21 protein-coding genes are annotated in these 22,549 nt (G+C 66.9%); 13 read left to right on the top strand and 8 right to left on the bottom strand.

The window, feature by feature from the left end; all coding sequences use genetic code 11:
• Window positions 1-23 precede the first annotated feature (23 nt).
• Complete coding sequence (locus PHA81_RS06515) at window positions 24-1,706, bottom strand: tryptophan--tRNA ligase (RefSeq protein WP_005044912.1); 1,683 nt, start codon at window positions 1,704-1,706, stop codon at window positions 24-26.
• A 230-nt stretch (window positions 1,707-1,936) separates the two neighbouring features.
• Between PHA81_RS06515 and PHA81_RS06510 the strand changes: the two genes are divergently transcribed.
• Together PHA81_RS06510 and PHA81_RS06505 are read left to right on the top strand one after the other, a co-directional pair.
• Window positions 1,937-2,485 (top strand): hypothetical protein, encoded by a 549-nt coding sequence (locus tag PHA81_RS06510; RefSeq protein ID WP_273835920.1) that lies wholly within the window; start codon window positions 1,937-1,939, stop codon window positions 2,483-2,485.
• A complete protein-coding gene (locus PHA81_RS06505; protein WP_005044906.1) occupies window positions 2,482-3,189 on the top strand; it encodes a class I SAM-dependent methyltransferase in 708 nt (235 codons plus the stop codon). The genes PHA81_RS06510 and PHA81_RS06505 overlap by 4 nt, the downstream gene beginning before the upstream one ends.
• A 4-nt stretch (window positions 3,190-3,193) precedes the next feature.
• Here the strand turns inward: PHA81_RS06505 and endA are convergent, their stop codons facing one another.
• Complete coding sequence (endA, locus tag PHA81_RS06500; protein ID WP_005044904.1) at window positions 3,194-4,267, bottom strand: tRNA-intron lyase; 1,074 nt, start codon at window positions 4,265-4,267, stop codon at window positions 3,194-3,196.
• A gap of 76 nt (window positions 4,268-4,343) precedes the next feature.
• Complete coding sequence (locus tag PHA81_RS06495) at window positions 4,344-5,081, bottom strand: endonuclease NucS domain-containing protein (protein ID WP_005044902.1); 738 nt, start codon at window positions 5,079-5,081, stop codon at window positions 4,344-4,346.
• Between the two features lie 88 nt (window positions 5,082-5,169).
• On the opposite strand from PHA81_RS06495, the gene PHA81_RS06490 reads away from it, so the two are divergent.
• Together PHA81_RS06490 and PHA81_RS06485 are read left to right on the top strand one after the other, a co-directional pair.
• Window positions 5,170-5,808, top strand: a complete 639-nt coding sequence (locus tag PHA81_RS06490) for an HAD family phosphatase (protein ID WP_005044901.1) — start codon at window positions 5,170-5,172, stop codon at window positions 5,806-5,808.
• 73 nt (window positions 5,809-5,881) lie between these two features.
• Window positions 5,882-6,070 (top strand): hypothetical protein, encoded by a 189-nt coding sequence (locus tag PHA81_RS06485; protein WP_005044900.1) that lies wholly within the window; start codon window positions 5,882-5,884, stop codon window positions 6,068-6,070.
• Between the two features lie 309 nt (window positions 6,071-6,379).
• On the opposite strand, the gene PHA81_RS06480 is transcribed toward PHA81_RS06485, so the two are convergent.
• The 3 genes from PHA81_RS06480 to PHA81_RS06470 all read right to left on the bottom strand — a co-directional run bounded on the left by PHA81_RS06480 (window position 6,380) and on the right by PHA81_RS06470 (window position 10,829).
• Window positions 6,380-8,710, bottom strand: coding sequence for a DEAD/DEAH box helicase (locus PHA81_RS06480; protein ID WP_005044897.1), 2,331 nt, complete (start codon window positions 8,708-8,710; stop codon window positions 6,380-6,382).
• 248 nt (window positions 8,711-8,958) lie between these two features.
• Window positions 8,959-9,372 carry a hypothetical protein gene (locus PHA81_RS06475; RefSeq protein ID WP_005044895.1) on the bottom strand — a complete coding sequence of 138 codons (414 nt, stop codon included), beginning with the start codon at window positions 9,370-9,372 and terminating at the stop codon, window positions 8,959-8,961.
• Window positions 9,373-9,416: 44 nt separating this feature from the next.
• A complete protein-coding gene (locus tag PHA81_RS06470) occupies window positions 9,417-10,829 on the bottom strand; it encodes an MATE family efflux transporter (protein WP_273835912.1) in 1,413 nt (470 codons plus the stop codon).
• 152 nt (window positions 10,830-10,981) lie between these two features.
• On the opposite strand from PHA81_RS06470, the gene lipA reads away from it, so the two are divergent.
• From lipA to PHA81_RS06425, 9 genes are all read left to right on the top strand, one after another.
• Window positions 10,982-11,941 carry a lipoyl synthase gene (lipA, locus tag PHA81_RS06465; RefSeq protein ID WP_273835911.1) on the top strand — a complete coding sequence of 320 codons (960 nt, stop codon included), beginning with the start codon at window positions 10,982-10,984 and terminating at the stop codon, window positions 11,939-11,941.
• A gap of 225 nt (window positions 11,942-12,166) precedes the next feature.
• The gene (gene pdhA, locus PHA81_RS06460) at window positions 12,167-13,270 is read left to right on the top strand and encodes a pyruvate dehydrogenase (acetyl-transferring) E1 component subunit alpha (RefSeq protein WP_005044889.1); all 1,104 of its coding nucleotides are present in this window, start codon (window positions 12,167-12,169) and stop codon (window positions 13,268-13,270) included.
• A gap of 8 nt (window positions 13,271-13,278) precedes the next feature.
• Complete coding sequence (locus tag PHA81_RS06455; RefSeq protein WP_005044887.1) at window positions 13,279-14,292, top strand: alpha-ketoacid dehydrogenase subunit beta; 1,014 nt, start codon at window positions 13,279-13,281, stop codon at window positions 14,290-14,292.
• Window positions 14,293-15,870 (top strand): dihydrolipoamide acetyltransferase family protein, encoded by a 1,578-nt coding sequence (locus PHA81_RS06450; protein WP_005044885.1) that lies wholly within the window; start codon window positions 14,293-14,295, stop codon window positions 15,868-15,870.
• 216 nt (window positions 15,871-16,086) lie between these two features.
• Window positions 16,087-17,511, top strand: a complete 1,425-nt coding sequence (gene lpdA / locus PHA81_RS06445) for a dihydrolipoyl dehydrogenase (RefSeq protein ID WP_273836211.1) — start codon at window positions 16,087-16,089, stop codon at window positions 17,509-17,511.
• Window positions 17,512-17,625: 114 nt separating this feature from the next.
• A complete protein-coding gene (locus PHA81_RS06440) occupies window positions 17,626-17,979 on the top strand; it encodes a DNA-binding protein (RefSeq protein WP_005044880.1) in 354 nt (117 codons plus the stop codon).
• 165 nt (window positions 17,980-18,144) lie between these two features.
• Window positions 18,145-19,449, top strand: a complete 1,305-nt coding sequence (gene hisS / locus PHA81_RS06435) for a histidine--tRNA ligase (RefSeq protein ID WP_005044879.1) — start codon at window positions 18,145-18,147, stop codon at window positions 19,447-19,449.
• Window positions 19,449-20,276 (top strand): tRNA pseudouridine(38-40) synthase TruA, encoded by an 828-nt coding sequence (gene truA, locus PHA81_RS06430; RefSeq protein ID WP_005044877.1) that lies wholly within the window; start codon window positions 19,449-19,451, stop codon window positions 20,274-20,276. Before hisS ends, truA begins: the two co-directional genes overlap by 1 nt.
• 180 nt (window positions 20,277-20,456) lie before the next feature.
• Window positions 20,457-20,651, top strand: a complete 195-nt coding sequence (locus PHA81_RS06425; RefSeq protein WP_005043482.1) for a hypothetical protein — start codon at window positions 20,457-20,459, stop codon at window positions 20,649-20,651.
• 12 nt (window positions 20,652-20,663) lie between these two features.
• On the opposite strand, the gene PHA81_RS06420 is transcribed toward PHA81_RS06425, so the two are convergent.
• Both PHA81_RS06420 and PHA81_RS06415 read right to left on the bottom strand, forming a co-directional pair.
• Window positions 20,664-22,022 carry a M28 family metallopeptidase gene (locus PHA81_RS06420; protein WP_005043483.1) on the bottom strand — a complete coding sequence of 453 codons (1,359 nt, stop codon included), beginning with the start codon at window positions 22,020-22,022 and terminating at the stop codon, window positions 20,664-20,666.
• 141 nt (window positions 22,023-22,163) lie between these two features.
• A partial coding sequence (locus tag PHA81_RS06415; protein ID WP_273835893.1) for a transposase occupies window positions 22,164-22,549 on the bottom strand: 386 nt, incomplete at its 5' end.

Raw genomic sequence — 22,549 nt, 5'->3', positions numbered from 1 at the left:
TCGATCCCGTTTTCTGACGGCCGTTACGCCCGCTCGGTATCGAGGTCGATATCGAGATCGTCGAGGATCTCTTCGGCCTCCGCTCGTTTCTCCTGATGATCGGCGAGAAAGTCACGCATTAGTTCGGCGGCCTGTTCCTTGCACCCGCCACACAGCCGTTCGCCACCGACGCACTCCTCGTAGACCTCTGTGGCGAGCTCGTCGTCGTCCGCCGCGAGGAGATAGGCATAGAGCTCGTACACAGGACACTCGTCGGCCTCGCCGCCGAGCTCGCGCTGGAGTTCCGCCGTCTCGCGCCCGCCGGTGGTCGCGGATTTCACCTTGTCGTACCCCGTCTCGGGGTCGTCGAGCAGGCTGATGTGACTCGCCGGGATCGACGAGGACATCTTGCCGCCCGTAAGGCCAGTCATGAACCGATGGTAGATCGACGACGGCGCGCGGAAGCCGTAGCCGCCGTGGTCGAGTTCGATGTCGCGGGCGAGGTCGTCGGCCGCGTCGAGCCCGAGATCGAAACTGTCGATATGCTCGTCGTAGACGCGTTTCTCGCCATCGATCGCCTCGATGAGCGCCGAAAACGCCTCGTCGGTCGCGTTGCGATCGAGGAATCGGGTTCGGGGCCTGAGCGGCTCCTTGCCGGCGGCCCGGAGTTTCTCGATGGCGTCCGTTCGGGTGCCGTCATCTGGACCGGCGTCGTCAGTGCTGGCCTCGGCCCGGTCCGCGAGCCAGTCGGCAGCCTCAACGCACCGCACCGGATCGACATCCTCGGGAGCCCCAGTTTCGACGTTCGACGAGAGTTCCTCGTGGGCCGCGGCGATGAGATGGCGTTCCTCGGGATCGGCCTCGAAGCTCGCGTACGCCGCCGTCACCCCAAAGAAGCGCATCCGCGCCGCGAGGTCGCGCGCGAGGCGGACGTGGGGGTCCTGGTCCGGCCCGACAGGGATCACGGTGGGTTTGGGCTCGTCGAGTTGGGGGTAGAGGATGTCCGCCATCTGGGTCACGACCGACTGCATGTGCGAGACGTCGGTCTCGCCGCCGAACCCGTAGATGCTTTCGAGTTCGGAGAGGTTCGTCTCGACGCCGAGCTCGAAGGCGAGATCCTGAAGCGGACGGTTGTCGGATTGGCGGTAGAGCTCTCCCTCCTCGGGATCGAACCCGAGTGCGATGAGCGAGAGGAGGTAATCGCGGGCGTGGTCGTCGATCTCGTCCCAGTCGAGCCCGCGCGCACTGTGGGCTTCGAGATCGGCGATCAGGCCATACGAATCCGCGCCGCGCTCTTGATGCCAGACCAGTTCGTCGAAGACGAGCTTGTGGCCGATGTGGGGGTCGCCGGTCGGCATGAACCCCGAGAGCGCGGCGGCGGGTTCGTTCGCTTCGAGCGCCGCCAGCACGCGGTCGTAATCGCGGTGGCCGAAGATGACCCCGCGACGCATCAGATAGTGTGGGTCCGGCACGTTCGGGAGCACGTCGTCGAACTCCTCGATTCCGAACTCCTCGAACAGGTTTCGATAATCGGCAACCGTCGAGGAACCCCACGGGTCGAGCGTCGTCTCGTCGGCTCCGGTGGCGGTCCCACCATCCGAACAGAGTGTCGATGTGTCCGACACACTCCGACGAGGCTCACGGTCGTCGCTTCGGGAGCGCTCGCCCTCGTCGGGAACCGAGCGCTCGGACGAGGCGTCGTCCCCGTCGCGGTGATCGTCGGCCATTTCGTCTCGGGGTCGGGCAGGTTCGCGCAAAAAGGGTTCGTTCCCCGCAACCGCCCACACCGCGGGGAAAGAACTAAACCCACGGCGTTTGAAGTAGTAAGTGAAGAGTAAAATCTCGGCTTTCGACAGTTTTTTATCGGAGCAGTCAGTACGCCGAGAAGCCACCGGAGAGCCACGGTGGCGTCGGTTTAGCGGTGTCGCATCGAGCGGCGAGTAGCAACTGCTACACCATGACAGGACACACATCCGACACGGTGGACGGAGAGCGAGGCGACAGGTTGACGGTAACGAACCCGGCAGCGGTGGCCGAACGAAGTGGGGTGGCGTCCGAGCGGCGGACGTACGAACGCGACGACGTAGAGCACTGTGAAACCGACGCCGCGGGGCGGGTCGTCGTCGGGGTCACGGACACTGATGGACGGTTGCTCCTCGTCGTCAACCCCGAAGACGAGTTCGCGGTCCTGCCGAACGAGACGGTCGAGCCGGAGGGCGACTGGGCGACAGTCGGTCGATGGCTGATCGAGGAGATGACGGGCGCTGACACGACGCTCGACGACGTGCGAGCGGTCTGCGAGGTGGAACACGTCGTCGGCGGCGAGAGACAGTCACGAACCCATCACGCCGTCCTCGAAGGCTCCATCGCCGACGATACGGTGACAGACGGGTTCGACGAAGCGGATTGTGAGTTCCAGTGGGTCGAGGCAGTACCGGAGTGGCTCGAAGCGGACGGGACCGGCCGTCGCGCCGATGTCGAACGGTTCGTCGGGGCGGACGAATGAGCGGCGAAGCCGCCGAAGCGAGTTTCGACTGGGACGCATACTGGACCGACGCCGACGAGGAGAAACGTGAGGAGGCGAGCCCGAGCGCCCACCACGCGGCCGAGGTACTGCCCGAATTCGTCGAGCGGTTCGACGCGCCGCCAGGCGTCGCCGACGTGGGCTGTGGAGCCGGTGTCACGACGTTCGCGGTGGCCGATCGCCTCGCGGAGCCGGTGGTCGGCTACGACACGGCCGCGCCGGTCGTCGAACGGAACCGCGACCGCGCCGCACGAGAGGGGGTCGAGAACGTCCGGTTCGAACAGACGACGCTCCCGGAATTCACTCCCGACCGTGAGTTCGGTGTCGTGTTTGCGTACTTCACGCTCCAGTACGTGCGGGATGTGGAGCAAGCACTGGAGAACCTCTATGCGGCGGTCGCACCGGGCGGCGCGCTCGTGTGCAACTACATGAACCGCGCCGCCCGCGAGTTCTGTCTCGTCGCCGCCGACGACCCGCACGACAACGCCGACCACCCGTTCGTGTTCGATCCCGACCAGTACACCGAGCGATTCGGCGCGCTGCTCGACGGCGACAGCGTGCTCTCCCGCGAACGGATCTACGAGACGCTCGGGACGTGGCCACGAAGCGCGTTCACAGTCGCCGACCGACCCGACGTGCGGTGGGCGTGGCACCACGCTCCGCTAGTGTACGTTCCGAAACTCTGACCCATCAGGGCGTGAGCCGCTCGACGGCGAGCCAGTCGATCTCGCCGGTTGGGGTCGTCAGTGCGAACGTCATGCGTTTGTGAACCCCGCCGGCGAGCCGAACGTCGAGCGAGAGCTCACGCGGCGCGAACGCGTGGTCCGCGGGCAGCGCCCGGACGAGTCGCTCGGAGTGGCCGAGGGAATCGACGCTCTCGACGTCGGCGTAGGTCCGGAAATCAGCCCCGAACTTGAAGCCAGTCTTCGGGACGAGGCCTGCCTCGCGGAGCGCCGTGTACACCGCGAGCCGGCGGTCGAAACGCTCGCCCTCGACCCGCCGGCCGCGTTCGACGACCGCGGCGAGGTCGACCCCGAGGTCGATCGTGCCCTCGCCGAGGAGGAAGGCGGTCTCGACCAGGGAGAGCTGGAGCGGACCGCCCTCGGCCCCGCGGCCGGCGAGGCGCTGACCGTAAAAGGCCGCCTCGTACAGTTCGTCGGGTGGGTTCCAGAGGATCGCGCGATCGGCGAGGAGATCGCCCGCAACGTTCGTCGGCAGGTCGTCCGTCGTCGATCCGTCGATGGCGGGACGGGTGGTGTCGAGGTAGGTGATCTCGCTCTCCTCGTCGACGACCGCGAGGACGCACCGCCCGAGACTCGACGTCCGGATCGATTCGCGCTCGCCGACGATCCGGACCCGGTAGGCAATCTCGTCGTCCCACGGCCCCTTGCCCTGCGGATAGACGACGAGATCGGCGCGCGGGCCGTCCGTACTGCGGTCGTGGTCGGCGGCGGTGGAGTCGTCGTGCGCGAGGTCGTCGGCGTCGATCCAGCCTTCACGCACAGGAGAGAGGTAGAACCCGCGCTCGCGGAAGTCCTTGTAGACCAGGAATCGGACGACGAGGCGGTCTTCGACGCTGAGGAATTTCCGAAATCCCATCCCGTCGACCGCGTCGAGATCGCCGCGAAAGAGCAGGTGGGCGGCCTCGACCGGTGCGAGCGCGACTCCCTCGCCTGTGGGCCGACCGTATCCACTAGAATCGTAGTACCGCTGGCGAGCGTCGCCACCGACACGAACGACATCGCCGTCGAGCCGTCCCTCCATACCCTGTATCGGATCGTTGGTCGACATAGGGGCTGTGGTCCGCCGGTCCGGGCGCGTCAGTAGGGCCAGACCGAACTCAGGCGGCGTGCTCGCAGGTCGCGTCGAGACACCGGTTCCCGCTGGGTGTCGCGAATTCGGGCAGTCCACAGTCACACTCGCCGTCGACCACGCCGGTCGGGAAGGAAAAGGCGGTCTCACAGTCGGGGTAGTTGTCGCAGCCTGCGAGGAGGTGGCCCTCGCGGATCACCCGGAGATCGCCGCCACAGTCGGAACAGTCCCACGCACGGTCGAACGTGGCTTTCACTGCGTCGTCAAGTGACTCGCACTCGCGGTCGATACAGAGCGTGAACGCGCGCCCGCGCTCGGCGCGCATCGTCGGGAGGCCACACGCCTCGCAGGGGGCGTCGAGCACGTCCGCACCCGCCGGCAGGCCGTACTGTGCCTCGCAGTCGAGACACGTCACCGCGCCGTCCGCGCGGACGAGCGCGCCGTTGCAGTCAGGACACCTCCCGGCCGGCGCGCCGGCGGCGGAGACTGGGTAGCGCGCGAGTCCGTATCGATCGTTGGTGACGACCCGGAGACGCGAATCGCCGTCGATGGCAGTGAGCGAAAAGTCGTCGGTACTCGTCCCGTCGTAGGCGAGCGTCTCGGGGCGGGTGAGCCACGCAACAGGTCGAAAGCCGTCGCGGTCGTGGACCAACACCGTGTCGTCGGGTTTGATCACCACCACGACATCGCCGCGCTGCTCGCGGGCTCGGTCGCCCTCGGTAGTGATCGTGCAGTCGCCGGCGAACACCCGGATGCCGTCGGACATGGCCCGGGGTGGCCCCGGCTTCGGTCGTAAACCTTCGCCGGTGGGATCGAACGGGAAGCGCTTTGCCGGGGCTGCGAGTAGCGCGCTCATGGACGCAGTACTGTTCGATATGGACGGGGTGATCGTCGATTCCGAGCGCTACTGGGCCGACATCGAGGAGGAGCGGATCTTCCCAGCGGCGGGCGTCCCCGACCTCCAGGCCAGCGAGATCACCGGGATGAACTACCGCGAGGTCTACGACTACCTCGACGACGAGTACGGCGTGACCGTCGGTCGCGAGGAGTTCCTCGGGATCTACGAGGAGGCCGCCCACGAGGTGTACACCGAGCGCGCCGTGCTCATGGACGGCTTTCGCGACCTCTGTGGCACACTCCGGGATCGCGGGGCGCGCCTCGCGATCGTCTCCTCCTCGCCGCCCGAATGGATCAATCTGGTGTGTGAGCGGTTCGATCTGCAGGAGTTCGACGCGACCGTTTCGGCAGAGGAGGTCGACGGGCCTGGCAAGCCCGAACCCCACGTCTACCGTCACGCAGCCGACGAGATCGGTGTCGATCCCACGAAGTGCGTCGCGGTCGAGGACTCGACACACGGCGTGGCGTCGGCCACGGCGGCCGAGATGACCTGCATCGGCTATCGCGGTGCGGACGCGAAGGAGCTCGACCTCGCGGCGGCGGATACGGTGGTCGACGGCCCCCAAGAGCTCAGAGCAACGCTGCTCGCGCAGTGAGTCCGGGGAGAGATATCGGTTTTTACAGCGAACCGACACAGTGGTTATTTTTGACGGCTGCTGTGGAAGTACAATGAATGAAAGACACGAGGGTACGAGATCGGCCCTCAGACATCTCGGCGTGCTCGTTGGGCTGGTGCTGTTCGTGCTGGTTGTTGGATTCCTTCTCACCGGAAGCCCCACTGCCGGCGTCGGTGCGATACTGGGCATGACCGCCATCTTCCTCACGATGTATGCTTTCTATACCGTCATCGACGACTGAGTGGTTCTGTTCGATCCGCCGACTGCGAATGCCGACACGAATGAGATACCGCCACCGCCCCGCAAACCGTACCACACCACGTTCCTCCCCAGCCGATTCACTTCACTCGCTCCGCTCGCTTCGTTCATCCCTCGCGCGCGAGCGCGCTTCCCCACCGCAGCGCGCTCTCCGCGCGCCACCGCAGACGACCGCACAGCAGCCACGTACGGCTCGATCACCCGCTATTCGGATCGGTTGGGCACCGCCGCTGTTGATGTGTGCGTGATCGAGAGAATCACACCACGAGCGGTCACGGCCGGCGCTGACGGATCAATCGACCCACACAGTTCTGGTTTCGGTGACCGGCTCAAGTGGGAGTTCGGGGAAGATCACCTCGACGGCGAAGGTGAGCGTATCGGGGTCGCCACCGAACACCGGAACGGGCACCGTCTCGTTGCCGAGATAGGCGTCGGTCGCGGTCATCTCGACGTCGTTCACCGTGACACGGATGCCGGCGCGCGCGCCACCAGCGTGGTTCGTGACCGTGACTTCGCGAGGGTCGTTCTCGCCGCGAGCGATCCGCTCGGGGAACTCATCCCACTCGATGTCGATACGGGGCAACTCGCGTGCGCTCTCGATGACGCGCTCGGCGACGCCCTCGCTCAGTCCGGCGTCGACGAGCCCCGCAGTGCCAGCGGCGACGAGGGCGGCGGGCGTCTCGATACCCTCGCCAGCGAGTTTGCTCGCCCGACCCGGCCCGACGCCGTCGATCGCGGTGAGTGCGGCGGCGTCCTCGCTCACGCCGTTCTCGACGCGCGCGGCCACCCGACTCGCGCGGTTCGCCTCGCGTGGCCCACCGAACCGATCGAGGAACGCCCGAAGCGCCGCGAGCAGCCGGAGCGCGTTCTGCCGGATGACCCACGCATCGCTCTGGAGTTCGGTGGGGGTCGAACCATGCGTGCTGGCGTCGAGGATCGCGAGCACCTTCCGGGTGCCCGAGTCGAGATCCTTTCCCCGAGAGCCGAGCACATCGTCGATGGCGTCGCGCTCGGCCTGGCGCGCGTTCACGCTGTCGAACTCCGCGCTGGCGGCGACGGTCGCGAGAATTTCGTCGGTGTCGGGATCGGTCCCCGTGAGATCCCCGAACCGGCTCGCGGTCGGGAGTCGAAGGTAGTACGCGGAGGCGAGCGTTCCGAGCGGGGTGGCCGACACTCGGAGGTCGTCGGTTGCGACGAATCCACGCTCTTGGAGTTCGGTAAGGGTCTCGCGGACCTGTTCGCGAAGCTCCTCGACCGCGTCGGGGTTCGAACTGCTCCGCGCACGAACGAACCCGAACGTGGTTTCGAGCCAGTCCATCACGTCGCCGACGTCGCCGATCGTGCCCATCGCGATTTCGGCGTTGAGATGGGTGTCGAGGTCCGCGGTGAGATGGGATTCGATCTCCTTCCCGTCGCGGAGCAGACGACGATACTTCTCGGCGTCGCTCCCGTCACAGACCACGTGGGCGTAGCCCGCGTCGTCGTAGCCGGGCCGGCCCGCGCGCCCGAGCATCTGGAGCACGTCGAGCGGACTCATATCGACCTCGCCCTCCAACGGGTCGTGATACTTCGTGTCCCGAATCACGACACACCGGGCGGGGAGGTTGACGCCCCATGCGAGCGTCGAGGTCGAGAAGAGGAGTTGGATCTTTCCCTGCCGGAACCACTCCTCGACGTGATCCTTGTCGGATTTCGAGAGGCCGGCGTGGTGGAAGGCAACGCCGTCGAGCGCCGAGTTCCGGAGCGTCTGGTTCTCCAAAACTTGGGTCTCGGTGTGGAAATCGTAGTCGCCGCGTGCGCCGATCGGGATGTCTCGCGAGGCAAGTTCGTCCCGGGCCTTCTCGGCCGCACGGACGGTATCCTGCCGGGAGGCGACGAAGACGAGGGCCTGGCCGTCGTCGCGGATGTGCTCCTCGGCGAGATCGAGCGCGCGGTACAGCCGGCGGTACTTGTCGGCGAAGGCGTTCTCGCCGTGGGTGTACGTTCGAACGTCGGCTTCGAGTTCGACGGGGCGATACTCCTCGTCGAAATCGAACGTCGACTCGGGGGGCGCGTCGAGCCAATCGGCGACCTCGTCGACGTTTGGCATCGTGGCCGAGAGCGCGACGATCCGGGGGTCGCAGAGGCGTCGGAGCCGCGAGATCGTGACTTCGAGCACGCTCCCCCGGCGCTCGGAGTCGAGCAGGTGGACCTCGTCGATCACACAGCACGCGACGTCGGTGATGAACCCGTATCTGGGGGAGTCGTGTTTCCGGGTGGCCGAGTCGACTTTCTCGGGAGTCATCACGAGGATGTCCGCGCGCTCCGCTCGGCGAGGGTTGAGATCGCGCTCGCCGGTGACGACGTACACCGAGTAGCCGAGGTCCTCGAAGCGCTCCCACTCGGACTCCTTCTCGTTGGTGAGCGCGCGCAGCGGCGCGATGAAGAGGGCTGTGCCACCCGCGTCGAGACACTTGCAGATGGCGAGTTCGGCGAGCGCGGTCTTCCCCGATGCCGTGGGCGCGCTCGCGACCACGTTCTCGTCGCCCTCCAGGATCGCCGGGAGCGCCTCGCGCTGCATCCGGTTGAACGACTCGAAGGCGAACGCGTCGGCGAACGCGGGGACGGCCTCGGCGACGTTCACGGCGATCGCCTCCGGAGGCGATCGTCGTGAGCTCGTTGCGGACGAAGTGAAGCAACGGCGTTCATCGGAAGCGAGTGCGACGAACACGTCGTGAGCGGAGCGAGACGGCGGTAATCACGTACCTCGACGATGTGAGTGGAGCGGTCAAAGGCGTTTCCTTACCCGTCGCTCAGGCGCTCGATCCGTCTCGGTGACGCAGCTGGGAACACCCACAGGTAGTCAGAAGAGCCGTTCAGGGCGAGAGGTGACTACCCGTCCGAATCCGAATCGGTATCGATACCGTCGGTGTCAGTATCCGCGTCCGTGCCGTCCGAGTCGGTGTCGGTATCCCTGCCATCCGAATCAGTGTCGGCGTCGCCGTCGGTGCCGTCCGCATCCGCGTCGGCGTCCTCGACGGCGCTGTTCCGTGTGTCCCGATCAGCGCGGGCCTCCGTTCGTTCGTCGCCAGCGAGGTCGTCGCCAGTGAGGAAGAGGTAGATCGGCGGCAGGAGGTACGCCGCGATCGCGACGAAAACGAACCCACGCTCGAAGTACGCGAGGAGGCCAAACACGGTGAGGGCGGCCGTCGCTGCCGCATGGATTCCCGTTCGGTGCTTGGTATACCGTCGATAGTAGTTCCACCCCCGTCGGAGTCGTCCCGTGGACGCTGCCGGCGCGCTCATGAGCGAACGTTCGCCGCCCGGCGTAATCAGTGATCGCCCGGCATTCAGTCCGCGGCGGTGGCGCGTTCGGTCGCGCGCTGGAGCATCCCGCTCGACGTCTCGTAGCGGTAGTAAAGCGCGAGCCCGATCGCAGCCGCGACGTTCGAGATCGTGACCGCCCAGAACACCGCGTCGATACCGACGCCCAACAGCACGCCAGCCCCGGCAGCGATCGGGAGCCGGACGGCCCAGAACTGGAGGATCGTCGCGACGAAGCTCGTCCGGGTGCGGCGCGCACCGTTGAAGCCCGCCTCGAAGATGTACGCCACCCCGATCGCGGGGTAGCCGTACGCGAGAATTCTGAGATACTCGACCGAGAACGAGAGCGCGCGGTCGGTGAGTTCCGGAGCGAACGCGGTGGCGATCGCGCCCGGCACGAACCATTGGATCACACCGATCACGCCGAGACCGACGGCCGCGATCGCTACCCCGAGGTAGGTCGCACGCCGCGCGCGGTCCGGCAGCTCGGCCCCGAGGTTCTGCCCGACGACGCTCTGGGTGGCCTGCTGGAGCCCTTGGGCCGGAACGAACGCGATCGACGCGATCCGCGCGCCGACGGTGTACGCCGCGAGTCCCGCCGCACCGCCGGCGGCGAACGCAACCACGACGATCACCACCCGAACGACCTGTCTGACCGCGCCCTGACCCGCGACCGGCGCGCCGACGTCCAAGAGTTCGCGGAGTTCGTCCGTGTCGAACGTCGCGGCCGCACGCGAGTAGATCCCGCCGTTGCGGCCGGCGAGCGCGAGGCCGAGCGCGAGCGCGAACCCTGCGGTGTAGCCCGCGATCGTGGCGAGCGCCGCGCCCTGGACCCCGAGGGCGGGTGCAGGCCCCCATCCGAAGATCAGGACGGGATCAAGCGCGAGGTTCACCGCCACGGTGGCAACCGAGATGAAAAGCGGTGCGCGCGAGTCGCCCCACCCGATGAATGCGCCCTCGACAGCGTCGCTCGCGGCGGCGAAAGGAAGCCCGAGCGCGAGCACCCCGAGATAGACGGTCGCGAGCCGTGTCACTTCGCCGCCAGCACCTCCCTGGGCGAGCGTGAGAAGTTCGGTCAGCGGGCGCGCGACGGCCCAGAGGACCGCACCGCCGCCGACCCCGAGTACGAGCGCGAGACCCAGCCCCGTAGCGGCGGTCCGCCGCGCCGCGGGAACGTCCTCACCGCCGATCCGCTGAGAGACGAGTACCTGGGTGCCCACGTACGGGGCGGTGATGACCAGTGAGAAGATCAACCCGACCACCGGGAGTGCAAGGCCCACGGCAGCGACCGCGGCTGAACTCAGCCGACCGAGCCAGAACAGATCGACCGCCTGCTGAACGACCAAAACGAGGTTCTGGACGAGAAGCGGGGCGGCGAGCACGACGAGCGCGCGCGGCAGCGAGCCCTCGGTGATCTCCTCGGGCGAGAGGTCGAACATAGTGTCGTGAGTAGGTGTGTACGGTACCGGTGATTAATTTTGCCCCGACCTCGACGCATCGAAGTCGTCGAAGATCGGCGCGCCTCGCGGCCATCGTCGCATCGATCTCGCGCGCATCGGCGAACCCCACGCTTTTGCCGGCGCGGTCCCGAGTGCAAGCAATGAGTCGCGCGCGCAAGCCCGACTGGCTCAGGACCCGACCGCCCTCGGGGGAGCGATTCACCGAGATCAAGCGCACGCTCCGCGAGCGCGACCTTCACACCGTCTGCGAGGAGGCCAACTGCCCCAACATGGGCGAGTGCTGGTCCGGAGGAGATGGTGCGGGCAGCGGTCCGGGCACCGCGACGTTCATGCTGATGGGCGAGCGATGCTCGCGCGGCTGTAACTTCTGTGACGTCGAGACTGGCGGAATGGAGCCGCTCGATCCCGACGAACCCGACAACGTCGCCGAAGCGGTGGCGGAGATCGGGCTCGACTACGTCGTTCTCACGTCGGTCGACCGCGACGACCTCGACGATCAGGGTGCGGCCCACTTCGCCCGGACCATCGAGGCGATCAAGCAGCGCGACCCCGAGATCCTCGTCGAGGTCCTGATCCCCGACTTCCAGGGCGATCCCGACTGTGTCCGGCAGATCATCGACGCGGAACCCGACGTGATCGCGCACAACATCGAGACCGTCGAGCGCCTCCAGTGGCCCATCCGGGACCGCCGGGCGAACTACGAACAGTCGCTCTCGGTGCTCGAACAGGTCGAACGCGAGTCCGACATCTACACCAAGACCTCGATCATGCTCGGCCTCGGCGAGTACGATCACGAGGTGTACCAGACGCTCACCGATCTTCGGGAGGCAGACGTCGACGTCGTGACGCTGGGTCAGTATCTCCAGCCCTCGCGGAGCCATCTGGAAGTCGGCTCGTACGTCCACCCCGACAAGTTCGAGACGTGGCGCGCGGTCGCCGAGGACGACCTCGATTTCCTCTACTGTGCCAGCGGCCCGATGGTGCGGTCGTCGTACAAGGCGGGCGAGCTGTTCGTCGAGAGCGTGGTTCGAGAAGGGCGGTCGGTCGAGGAGGCGCGGACGACGGCGCGCGCCGCCTCGCGGTCGGCGTGAGCATCCGAAGAGAACGCCCACGATCGGTCGCGATCGGGGGTGGCGATACCCGATCGCGCTCGTTGCGATCGGGAACAACGATCGTCGTTTTTCCGGCCAAAAATCGGACGAACAGCAACTATCCGGACGTGACTGGCAAGATTGGCGGTCACGGAAAGTCATTTACAAAAGGGATATAACCCAGGCGTCCGAGTCGGTTGGTATGTCAGCGAGGTGGCTTTGCCCGTGAGTACGCTACAGCGCGACCCCGGCGAGCGCTTCGGGATCCTCGACGAGGACGGCGAGGTACGCGAGGGCGTGGAGCCGCCCGACCTCGACGAGGAGACCCTCGTGGGGATGTATCGCGAGATGCGCCTGGTTCGCCACTTCGACCAGCGCGCCGTCTCCCTCCAGCGACAGGGTCGAATGGGAACCTATCCCCCACTGTCGGGTCAGGAGGGCGCACAGGTCGGCAGCGCCCACGCGCTCGCCGAGGAGGACTGGCTGTTCCCGAGCTATCGCGAGCACGGCGCGTCGATGATCCGGGGGTTCTCCCTGGAGCGCACCCTGCTCTACTGGATGGGTCACGAGGTCGGCTACGGCGAAGACGACGCCAACATCTTCACGCCCGCGGTGCCGATCGCGACCCAGCTCCCCCACGCCACCGGTGCGGCGTGGGCCTCGAAACTCAAGGGCGAGAACAAGGCGTTCCTCTGTTACTTCGGCGACGGCGCGACGAGCGAGGGCGACTTCCACGAAGCCCTGAACTTCGCTGGGGTGTTCGACACCCCGAACATCTTCTTCTGTAACAACAACCAGTGGGCGATCTCGGTTCCCCGCGAACGCCAGTCCGCGAGCGCCACCCTGGCCCAGAAGGCCGACGCCTACGGGTTCGAGGGCATCCAGGTCGACGGGATGGACCCGCTCGCGGTGTATGAGGTCACGCGACGAGCGATCGAGAAGGCGAAGGACCCCGACGAGGACCAGCTTCGCCCGACGATGATCGAGGCGGTCCAGTACCGCTACGGTGCCCACACCACCGCCGACGATCCCTCGGTCTACCGCGACGACGAGGAAGTCGAGGAGTGGAAGGCGAAGGACCCGATTCCCCGGCTCGAAACCTACCTCGTGAACGAGGGGCATCTCGACGACGAACGGATCGACGAGATCGAGAGCGAGATCGAGGACGAAGTGGCCGATGCGATCGACGCCGCCGAGGCGTACGACCGGCCCGAGCCCGAGGAAATGTTCGCCCACGTCTACGCGGACATGCCGAAACGCCTCGAAGAGCAGCGACGCTACCTCGAACGGCTGCGCGACAGCCACGGCGACGACGAACTTCTCGAATAACGATAACTATGAGTGAAGCACAACAGGCGGACGTGGAGGGAGAGAGCCAAGATCTCACGCTCGTGCAGGCCGTCCGGGACGGGCTGTACGGCGAGATGGATCGGGACGACGACGTGCTCGTGATGGGCGAGGACGTCGGGAAAAATGGAGGGGTGTTCCGCGCGACCCAGGGGCTCTACGACGAGTTCGGCGGCGATCGGGTGATCGACACGCCGCTCGCCGAATCGGGGATCATCGGGACGGCGGTCGGGATGTCGGCGTACGGCCTCCGGCCGGTGCCCGAGATCCAGTTCCTCGGGTTCATCTACCCGGGATTCGACCAGATCGTGAGCCACGCCGCCCGGCTCCGGACCCGCTCTCGCGGTCGCTACACCTGTCCGATGGTGATCCGCGCGCCGTACGGCGGCGGGATCCGCGCGCCCGAACACCACTCCGAGTCGAAGGAGGCGTTCTTCGTGCACGAACCGGGCCTCAAGGTCGCGATCCCGTCGACGCCGTACGACGCCAAGGGGATGCTCGCGTCGGCGATCCGCGATCCCGACCCCGTGATGTTCCTCGAACCCAAGCTCATCTACCGCGCGTTCCGTGAGGAGGTTCCCGACGACTCATATACTGTTCCGCTCGGCGAGGCTGCGGTCCGCCGGGAGGGCTCTGACGTGTCGGTGTTCACGTGGGGCGCGATGACCCGACCGACCATCGAGGCCGCCGAGGACCTCGCCGAGGAGGGGATCGACGCGGAAGTGGTCGACCTTCGTACCCTTTCACCGCTCGACGAGGAGACCATCCTCGAATCGTTCAAGAAAACCGGGAGAGCGGCGGTGGTCCACGAGGCCCCCAAGACAGGGGGGCTCGCCGGCGAGATCACCTCGACGATCCAGGAGGAGGCGCTCATGTATCAGGAAGCCCCGATCAAGCGCGTCACGGGCTTCGATACGCCGTTCCCGCTGTACGCGCTGGAGGACTACTACCTCCCCGAGGCGGCACGGATCACCGACGGAATCCGGGAGGCTGCGGAGTTTTAGATGGTGCGCGAGTTCAAGCTGCCCGACGTCGGCGAGGGCGTCGCCGAGGGCGAGATCGTGTCGTGGCTGGTCGAGCCGGGCGACGCAGTGGAGGAGGACCAGCCGGTCGCGGAGGTCGAGACCGACAAGGCAGTAGTCGACGTCCCCTCGCCGGTGAACGGCAGCGTGAAGGAGATCCTTGCCGAGGAGGGCGAGATGGTGCCCGTCGGCAACGTCATCATCACGTTCGCCGTGGAGGGCGAAGACGAGGACGAAACGGACACGACGAGCCAAGAAGAGTCGACCGAGACCCGAACTGACACCGCGACCGAGACCGGTCCCGACGCCGGGACGGCGGACGAGGCGAGTGCAGAGACGGACCAGGACGGCGAAATGTCAACCGCCGATGGACGGGTCTTCGCCGCGCCGAGCGCACGCCGACTCGCGCGCGAACAGGGGGTCGACATCACGACCGTCGAGGGATCGGGTCCCGGCGGTCGGGTAAGCGATCACGACGTCCGCGCGGCCGCCGAGAGCGGCGCGAGCGGGGCGGGCGGAGCAGGCGGGGATGACGGAACGAGCGGAGATGAGGTCACGTCGGCCGTCTCGGACGTCTCCGGTGAAGCAGGCACAGCCGGCGAAAGCGGTGGAGCGGCCGCCAGCGGAGCGAGTGCTGCTCAGGCGTCCGCGCCGTCGGGGGCGAACCGCGACCGCACCCTCGCCGCACCCGCAACGCGACAACTCGCCGAGGAGGCGGGTGTCGACATCGACGACGTGCCGACCGACGAGGAGCGCGACGGCGAGGCGTTCGTCGCGCCCGAGGCGGTCGAGGCGTACGCCGAGGCCCAGCAGGAGGCCCAGGCGGCCGACACGGCCGCGGTCGCGGCGGGCGAGGCGGGAGCACAGGAAGAACGGATCCCGTATCGTGGGATGCGCCGGACCATCGGCCAGCAGATGGAGGCCTCGAAGTTCACCGCACCCCACGTCACCCACCACGACGAGGTCGACGTCACGGAACTGGTCGAGACTCGCGGGGAGCTGAAGGAGGTCGCGGCCGAGCGCGGCATCTCGCTGTCGTACATGCCATTTGTAATGAAGGCCTGCGTCGCCGCGCTCCGGGAGTTCCCGATGGTGAACGCGATGCTCGACGAGGAAAGCGAAGAGATCGTCCAGAAGAAGTACTACAACGTCGGCGTGGCGACCGCGACCGACGCGGGGCTGATGGTTCCCGTCGTGGACGACGCCGGCAACAAGACCCTGCTCGGGCTCGCCTCGGAGATGAACGAGCTGGTCGAGAAGGCCCGCGAGCGCTCGATCGCGCGCGAGGAGATGCAGGGCGGGACGTTCACCATCACCAACGTCGGCGCGATCGGCGGCGAGTACGCCACCCCGATCGTCAATCACCCCGAGGTCGCGATCCTCGCGCTCGGCGCGATCAAGGAGAAGCCGCGCGTCGTCGACGGCGAAGTCGTTCCCCGGCACGTGATGACGGTCTCGCTCTCGTTCGATCACCGGGTTCTCGACGGCGCGATCGCCGCGCAGTTCACGAACAAGGTCGAGGAGTACCTCGAACACCCGAACCGACTGCTGCTCGAATAGCGCCCGACGCTCGCTGTTTTTCCGCCGTTCACTCGTGTTCGGCTGCCCACAGCCCGGTGAGCGCCCATGCGCCCGCCACAAGCGCATCGAGCGCTGCGAGACGGCGATGTCGCGGCTCACGAACGCGACAGCGACCATCGAGAGCGCGTGAGCGACATCGGCGAGCGCTCGGCGAAACCCACCTGGTTTTTCACGCAGCGGCGAGTTTTGCCGTGCATGGTCGTTGGCGACGTGACAACCGGAACGGACGTACTGATCATCGGCGCGGGGCCTGGCGGCTACGTCGCCGCCATCCGCGCCGGCCAGCTGGACCTCGACGTTACGCTGGTCGAGAAAGAGGCCTACGGCGGGACCTGCCTGAACCACGGCTGCATCCCCTCGAAGGCGCTGATCTCGGCGACCGACGTCGCCCACGACGCGAGCGAGGCCGAGGCGATGGGCATCCACGCCGACCCTGCCGTGGACCTGAGCGCGATGGTGGGCTGGAAGGACGAGATCGTCGACCAGCTCACCGGCGGCGTCGAGAAGCTCTGCAAGGCCAACGGCGTGAATCTCGTCGAGGGGCGCGCGGAGTTCGCGGGCGAGAACACCGTGCGAGTCGCCCACAGCGGCGAGGGCCAGGGTTCGGAATCCATCGAGTTCGAGCACGCCATCGTCGCCACCGGCTCGCGCCCGATCGAGGTCCCGAACTTCGAGTTCGACGGCGAACACATCATCTCCTCGCGCGACGCGCTCGCGCTCGATGAGGTTCCCGAGAGCCTCGTGGTCGTCGGCGCAGGCTACATCGGAATGGAACTCTCTACTGTTTTCGCGAAGCTCGGCACCGACGTCACCATCGTGGAGATGCTCGACTCGGCGCTCCCGGCCTACGAGGACGACGTCGCGCGCGTCGTCAAGAGCCGGGCCGAGGAGTTCGGGATCGATTTCCACTTCGGCGAGGCCGCGAGCGAGTGGGAGGAATCGGGCAGCGGGATCACCGTCATGACCGAGAACGAGGACGGCGAGATCGCCGAATTCGGCGCGGAGAAGGCCCTCGTCGCGGTCGGGCGCGAACCCGTGACCGACACGCTGAATCTCGACGCGGTGGGCCTCGAACCGAGCGAGGGCGGGTTCCTCGACACCGACGACCGCGCGCGAACCGACGTCGAGCACGTCTTCGCGGTCGGCGACGTCGCCGGCGAGCCGATGCTCGCCCACAAAGGGATGAAAGAGGGTGAGGTCGCCACCGAAGTGATCGCGGGCGAACCCGCCGCACTCGACTACCAATCCGTGCCCGCCGCGGTGTTCACCGACCCCGAGATCGGGACCGTGGGGATGACCGAGAGCGAGGCCGAGGAGGCGGGGTTCTCGCCGGTCGTCGGCGAGATGCCGATGCAGGCGAGCGGGCGCGCGCTCACGCTCGGCGAAAGCGAGGGATTCGTTCGCGTGGTCGCCGACGACGACGCGGGGTTCATCCTCGGCGCGCAGATCGTCGCGCCCGAGGCCTCCGAGATGATCGCCGAATTTGGATTGGCGATCGAGATGGGGGCCACCCTCGAAGACGTCGCCGCGACCATCCACACCCATCCGACGCTCGGCGAGGCCGTGATGGAGGCCGTCGAGAACGCCCAGGGGAAGGCGATCCATACGCTGAATCGGTGAGAAATTCACGAGTTCACGTGAGTTCGTGAATTTCGATCCGAACGGGCGACGGGAAAGCGGGAATCGTGCTGCGGCGTCCGCCGGGTTTTTGTTCGGGTAGCCGTACTATGACGTATGAGCGGCTCATCCGACGACGAACTCGAAGAGCTCCGTCAGGAAAAGCTCGAACAGCTTCAAGAACAGCAGGGCGGGGAGGGCGGCGACCGCGAGGAGGCGATGAAGGCCCAGCAGGAACAGGCCGAGGCTCAGAAGAAGGCCCAGCTCCGCCAGCATCTCACCGACGGCGCGCGCAAGCGGCTCAACTCGGTCAAGATGAGCAAACCCGACTTCGGCGAGCAGGTCGAACAGCAGGTGATCGCGCTCGCGCGCAGCGGCCGGCTCGGCGACAAAATCGACGAGGATCAGATGCGCGAGCTCCTCCAGGAGCTCAAACCCGACCAGCAGAGCTTCGACATCAAGCGCCGATAGAAGCACGCCGAAACGAGCCATCGGAAGGACCGGAAGGCTTCAACCACGGCTCGCCACTCGCCGGCATACTGTCGGTCAGCTGTTTGTCGTTCTTGCCGTCGAAGCGTGGCGACCGCCGTTCGGTCTTTCGCAAGCGTCAATACACGAATACCGCTAACCGACAGTATGTACGACCGCACCAAGGGGTTTCGTGATTTCTATCCGGGCGAGATGAGCGCGCGGCGAGCGGTCATCGACACGCTCGAAGAGACCGCCGCGCGCTATGGGTTCCGCGAGGTCGGGACGCCGGCCCTCGAACGCACCGAGATGTACGTCGACAAAAGCGGCGCGGAGATCGAAGAGGAGCTCTACTCCTTCACCGACCAGGGCGGCCGCGACGTGGCGATGACGCCGGAACTCACGCCAACGGTCGCGCGGATGGTGGTCGCCAAACAGCAGGAGCTCGCAAAGCCCGTGAAATGGTTCTCGACTCGGCCGTTCTGGCGGTACGAGCAGGTGCAGCAGGGCCGATTCCGGGAGTTCTACCAGACCAACGTCGATGTCTTCGGCTCGGCGGAGCCGACAGCCGACGCCGAGGTGCTCGCGTACGCCGCGGACGCGCTCACCGAACTCGGCCTCACGAGCGAGGACTTCGACTTCCGGGTGAGCCACCGTGACGTTCTCGGTGGGTTGCTCGAATCGTTCGAGGGCGAGATCGACACCCAGGCCGCGATCCGAGCGGTCGACAAGCGCGAAAAGCTCGAATCCCCCGAGTACTACCGTCTCCTCGCTGACGCGGGACTCTCGGACAGTCAGGCCGAGGAGTTCGACGGACTGCTCGACACCTCGGAGGACGATCTCGACGATCTCGTGTCGTTCGCCGGTTCGGCACAGGTCGAGAGCGCGGTCACGAACCTTCGGAACGTGCTCGATGCGGCCGATGACCTCGGCGCGCGCGAGTACTGCACGCTCTCGCTCGACACCGCCCGCGGGTTGGACTACTATACGGGAGTGGTGTTCGAGTGTTTCGACTCCACGGGTGAGGTGAGTCGATCAGTGTTCGGTGGCGGCCGGTACGACGATCTGATCGAAGGGTTCGGCGGCCAGTCGATGCCCGCGGTCGGCGTCGCACCGGGACTCGCGCCACTCTCGCTGCTCTGTCAGCGCGCGGGCGTCTGGCCCGAGGAGACGATCGCGACCGACTACTACGTCCTCCAGGTCGGCGACACCCGCCCGACGGCCGCCCGCGTGGTTCGCGATCTCCGCGAACAGGGCCACGTCGTCGAGACCGACGTCGCGGACCGGAGCTTCGGCGCGCAGCTGGAGTACGCCGATTCCATCAACGCCGAGACCGTGGTGATCGTGGGCGAACAGGACCTCGCGGAGGGCGAAGTCACGGTGAAGGACATGGAATCGGGCGAGCAGACCCAGGTCCCGGTCGAGGGGTTCCCCGGCGAGCGCGAGCGGCCGACGTACGACGACCTCGCCTGATGGGCAATGACGGTCGCGGGCTGCGCGCGTTCCGAGTGGCGTACGACGGCCAGCCGTACTATGGCTTCCAGCGCCAGCCCGACGTCCCGACCGTCGAGGATGCTGTTTTCAATGGGCTTCGCGAGTTGGACGTGCTCGACGCAGCCGCCGACAAACCACCGGCGTACGCCGCCGCGGGCCGAACCGATCGTGGGGTGTCGGCGGTCGCACAGACGGTGGCGTTCGAGTGCCCCGAGTGGCTCACCCCCGCGGCGCTGAACGGCGAACTCCCGGCGACGATCCGGGCGTGGGCGTCGGCCGAGGCTCCAGCGGAGTTTCACGCCACCCACGACGCCACGGCTCGGACCTACACCTACCACCTCCACGCGCCTGCTGCCGACGTCGACCGGGCGCGCGAGGCGCTGTCGGTGCTCGCCGGTGAGCACGATTTGCACAACCTCACACTCGACGACAGCGGGACCGTCCGGACGCTCGAGCCGGCGATCGAACCCGACGGCGAGTTTCTCGTGATCGAACTCCGTGCGGGCGGTTTCTCGCGCCAGCTTGTCCGGCGGATCGTCGCACTCGTCCGAGACGTGGCGACGGGCGCAGCCCCGCTCTCGAAAATCGGACGGGTGCTCTCGCCCACACCGCTTTCGGGCCCCGAGGGCGTTGGTCCCGCGCCCGCCGCACCGCTCGTGCTGACCGACGTTTCGTATCCCGGTCTCGATTTCCACGTCGATTCCGAGGCCGCGACGAGCGCGCGATCGGTTTTCGAACAGCGCCGGATCGCGGCCGTGACCGAGGGCCGGGTCGCGGGCTCAGTACGGGATGAAATCGGCGAGTGAGATCGCGAGAAGGTGTGCTGGTCGTGCCGTTCGCAGGATACGTCGCCTCTCGGACCGATACTCACCTGCTGTCCCGGGAGAGGCGTCGCAGTCGAGAACACCAGCCGTGGTTCGAGATCACGCACCGAGAATGTGTGAGATCGGCAAGGGTTTATTGTCGATCGGGCAATCAGTTCTCGTATGGCGTCCGTCTTCGAGCGCGATACGTCGACGATCGGCACCGTCGTCGGGATCACCGTGATGCTCATCGCCCTGTTCGGCTCCACGTTCCTGGGCTGGGAGTGGGGTGGTTCGGGACAGCCCGTAGCCCTCGTGATCGGGGGTGCTGCGGCCCTCGCGGCGGGGTGGGTCTCGTACCGAAAGCTCCGGGGCTGAGGGAAGCGGCGATCACTCCCAGCTGTCGGGCCAGACGCCCGCCGCGCGCATCCCCGGCTCCGCGCCGTCCTCGTGGAGGCGTTCGCGGAGAGCGTCGGTGTCGACGCGGTCGGGGTCGACCGTCGTGAGTTCGCGGACGAGGAGCGCGGCGAGCATTGCGTGCTCACGGAGGATGCGGGGATCGGCTTTATCGCGGGTGTCGGCCCGGGTGTGGGTCCAGCCGCGCTCCCACCGGCCGGCCTCGCCCGCGCGGTGGCTGTGGAGCTGGAGCGCCGGCACACCCTCGTGGAGAAACGGCCAGTGGTCGCTGTAGGGATGGGGACGGTCGCTCACCGAGATCGGCTGGGCGGTGTGATCGCTCACGCGCTCGGCCGCATCGGCCATCGCGTCGGCAGTGTGGGTGATCGCGTGGAGGTCGCGGTGGCGGCCGGCTCCGTCGACGTTGACGACCGCTTTCACGCGGTCGAGATCGACGGCCTCGGCGAGCGCCGCGCTGCCCATCAGGCCGAGCTCCTCACAGCCCACGCCCGCTACTCGAACCCCGCAGTCGAGATCGAGATCGGCGAGGATGCGAGCGGCGGCGACCGCGACCGTGATCCCGCAGCCGTTATCGAGCGCGCCCTCCGCGACATCGTGGGCGTCGTAGTGGGCGAGCAGCACGATCTCCTCGTCGGTATCGGGGCCCAGAGAACCGACAACGTTCTGACTCTCGCTCTGCTCGGTCGTCGCCGCCACAGCGATGGACGTGTCCGCCCCGCGGTCTGCGTACTCGGTGAGCCACGCGCCGGTCTCGTGGCTCACGCCGATTCCGGGGATCGCGGCCTCGTGATCGAACCGGAGCGCCCCGGTGGGCGGGAGCTGGCCGGGGCGGTGGTTGTGGAAGACGAACGCTGCCGCGCCAGCGGCCGCGGCGTGTCCGAGCTTCTCCATTCGGTGGACTCGACGCTCGCCCGCCGGCGAGTCGGTGCTCGCGAGCGCCACCTTCCCCCCGACATCGGCGGCATCGATCTCGTCGGGCGTTCCATGGCCGACGTCGACCAGCTCGCCGTGAACGTCGCCGGCCGGCGAGTACGGCAGCGCAAACGTCTCGAAGGAGCGATCGATCGGCTCGCCCGCCGCGAAACCGTTGTGGCCTGCTGGCGACATGCTGACCGCGAGTTCTGCGCGCCCGCGCGTCCAGCGCTGCATCTCGAAAGGTTCGATCGTGGGCCCGATCCCGGCGCTCTCCAATCCAGCGGCGACGAGGTCGGCGGCCCGGCGCTCGCCCGGATGGCCGCCGAGGCGGTCGTCGATCTCACAGAGTCGCGTCAGGAACTGCCACGGGAACTCGTCGCGCCACGCCGCACCGAGGGCGCGGTCGGTGTCGCTCATACGTTACGAAGCGGTCGCTCATATCTAAAAGACAGGACTAAATAGCTGCTCGTTGTCATTTTGGCTGTTGTATAATGCAGCTTGATGTACATATCCTAAGATTTTTTGTAGTTCGCTCTTGGGTACGTGATTGTTGGTGGGTCAGAGTGCGGTTTCGAGGATGGCTTCGAGTGCTTCTCTCCCTGGTTTACGGTAGATACGCTGGCGTAGCTGGAACGCTCGAACGTACGGCGTGACCTTGTCCTTGGAGACGCCTCGATGGGGCGAGAGCCACGGGCGCAGCAGCGACCCGTGGCTCTCGCAGGTGTTGACATGGACGTCTCCATCGGCGTACTCACCGTCACCGTGGACGACGTATTCGCGGTCGAAAGCAGCGTCGTCCTCCAGCGGCTCGTACGCACGAAAGCCATCGGTATAGACGGTCAGCGACTCCTGCTGGCGGTCCGCCAGCAGGAGTCGAATCGTGGATTCGTCCGCGGTCTTCGCTGGCATCACGTAGCGGTCGTCGGTTCCGCGATCAACCAGAA

The sequence above is a fragment of the Halococcus sp. PRR34 genome, assembly GCF_028617175.1.
Taxonomy (GTDB): domain Archaea; phylum Halobacteriota; class Halobacteria; order Halobacteriales; family Halococcaceae; genus Halococcus; species Halococcus salifodinae.
This window is presented reverse-complemented; position numbering and strand designations above follow the sequence as displayed.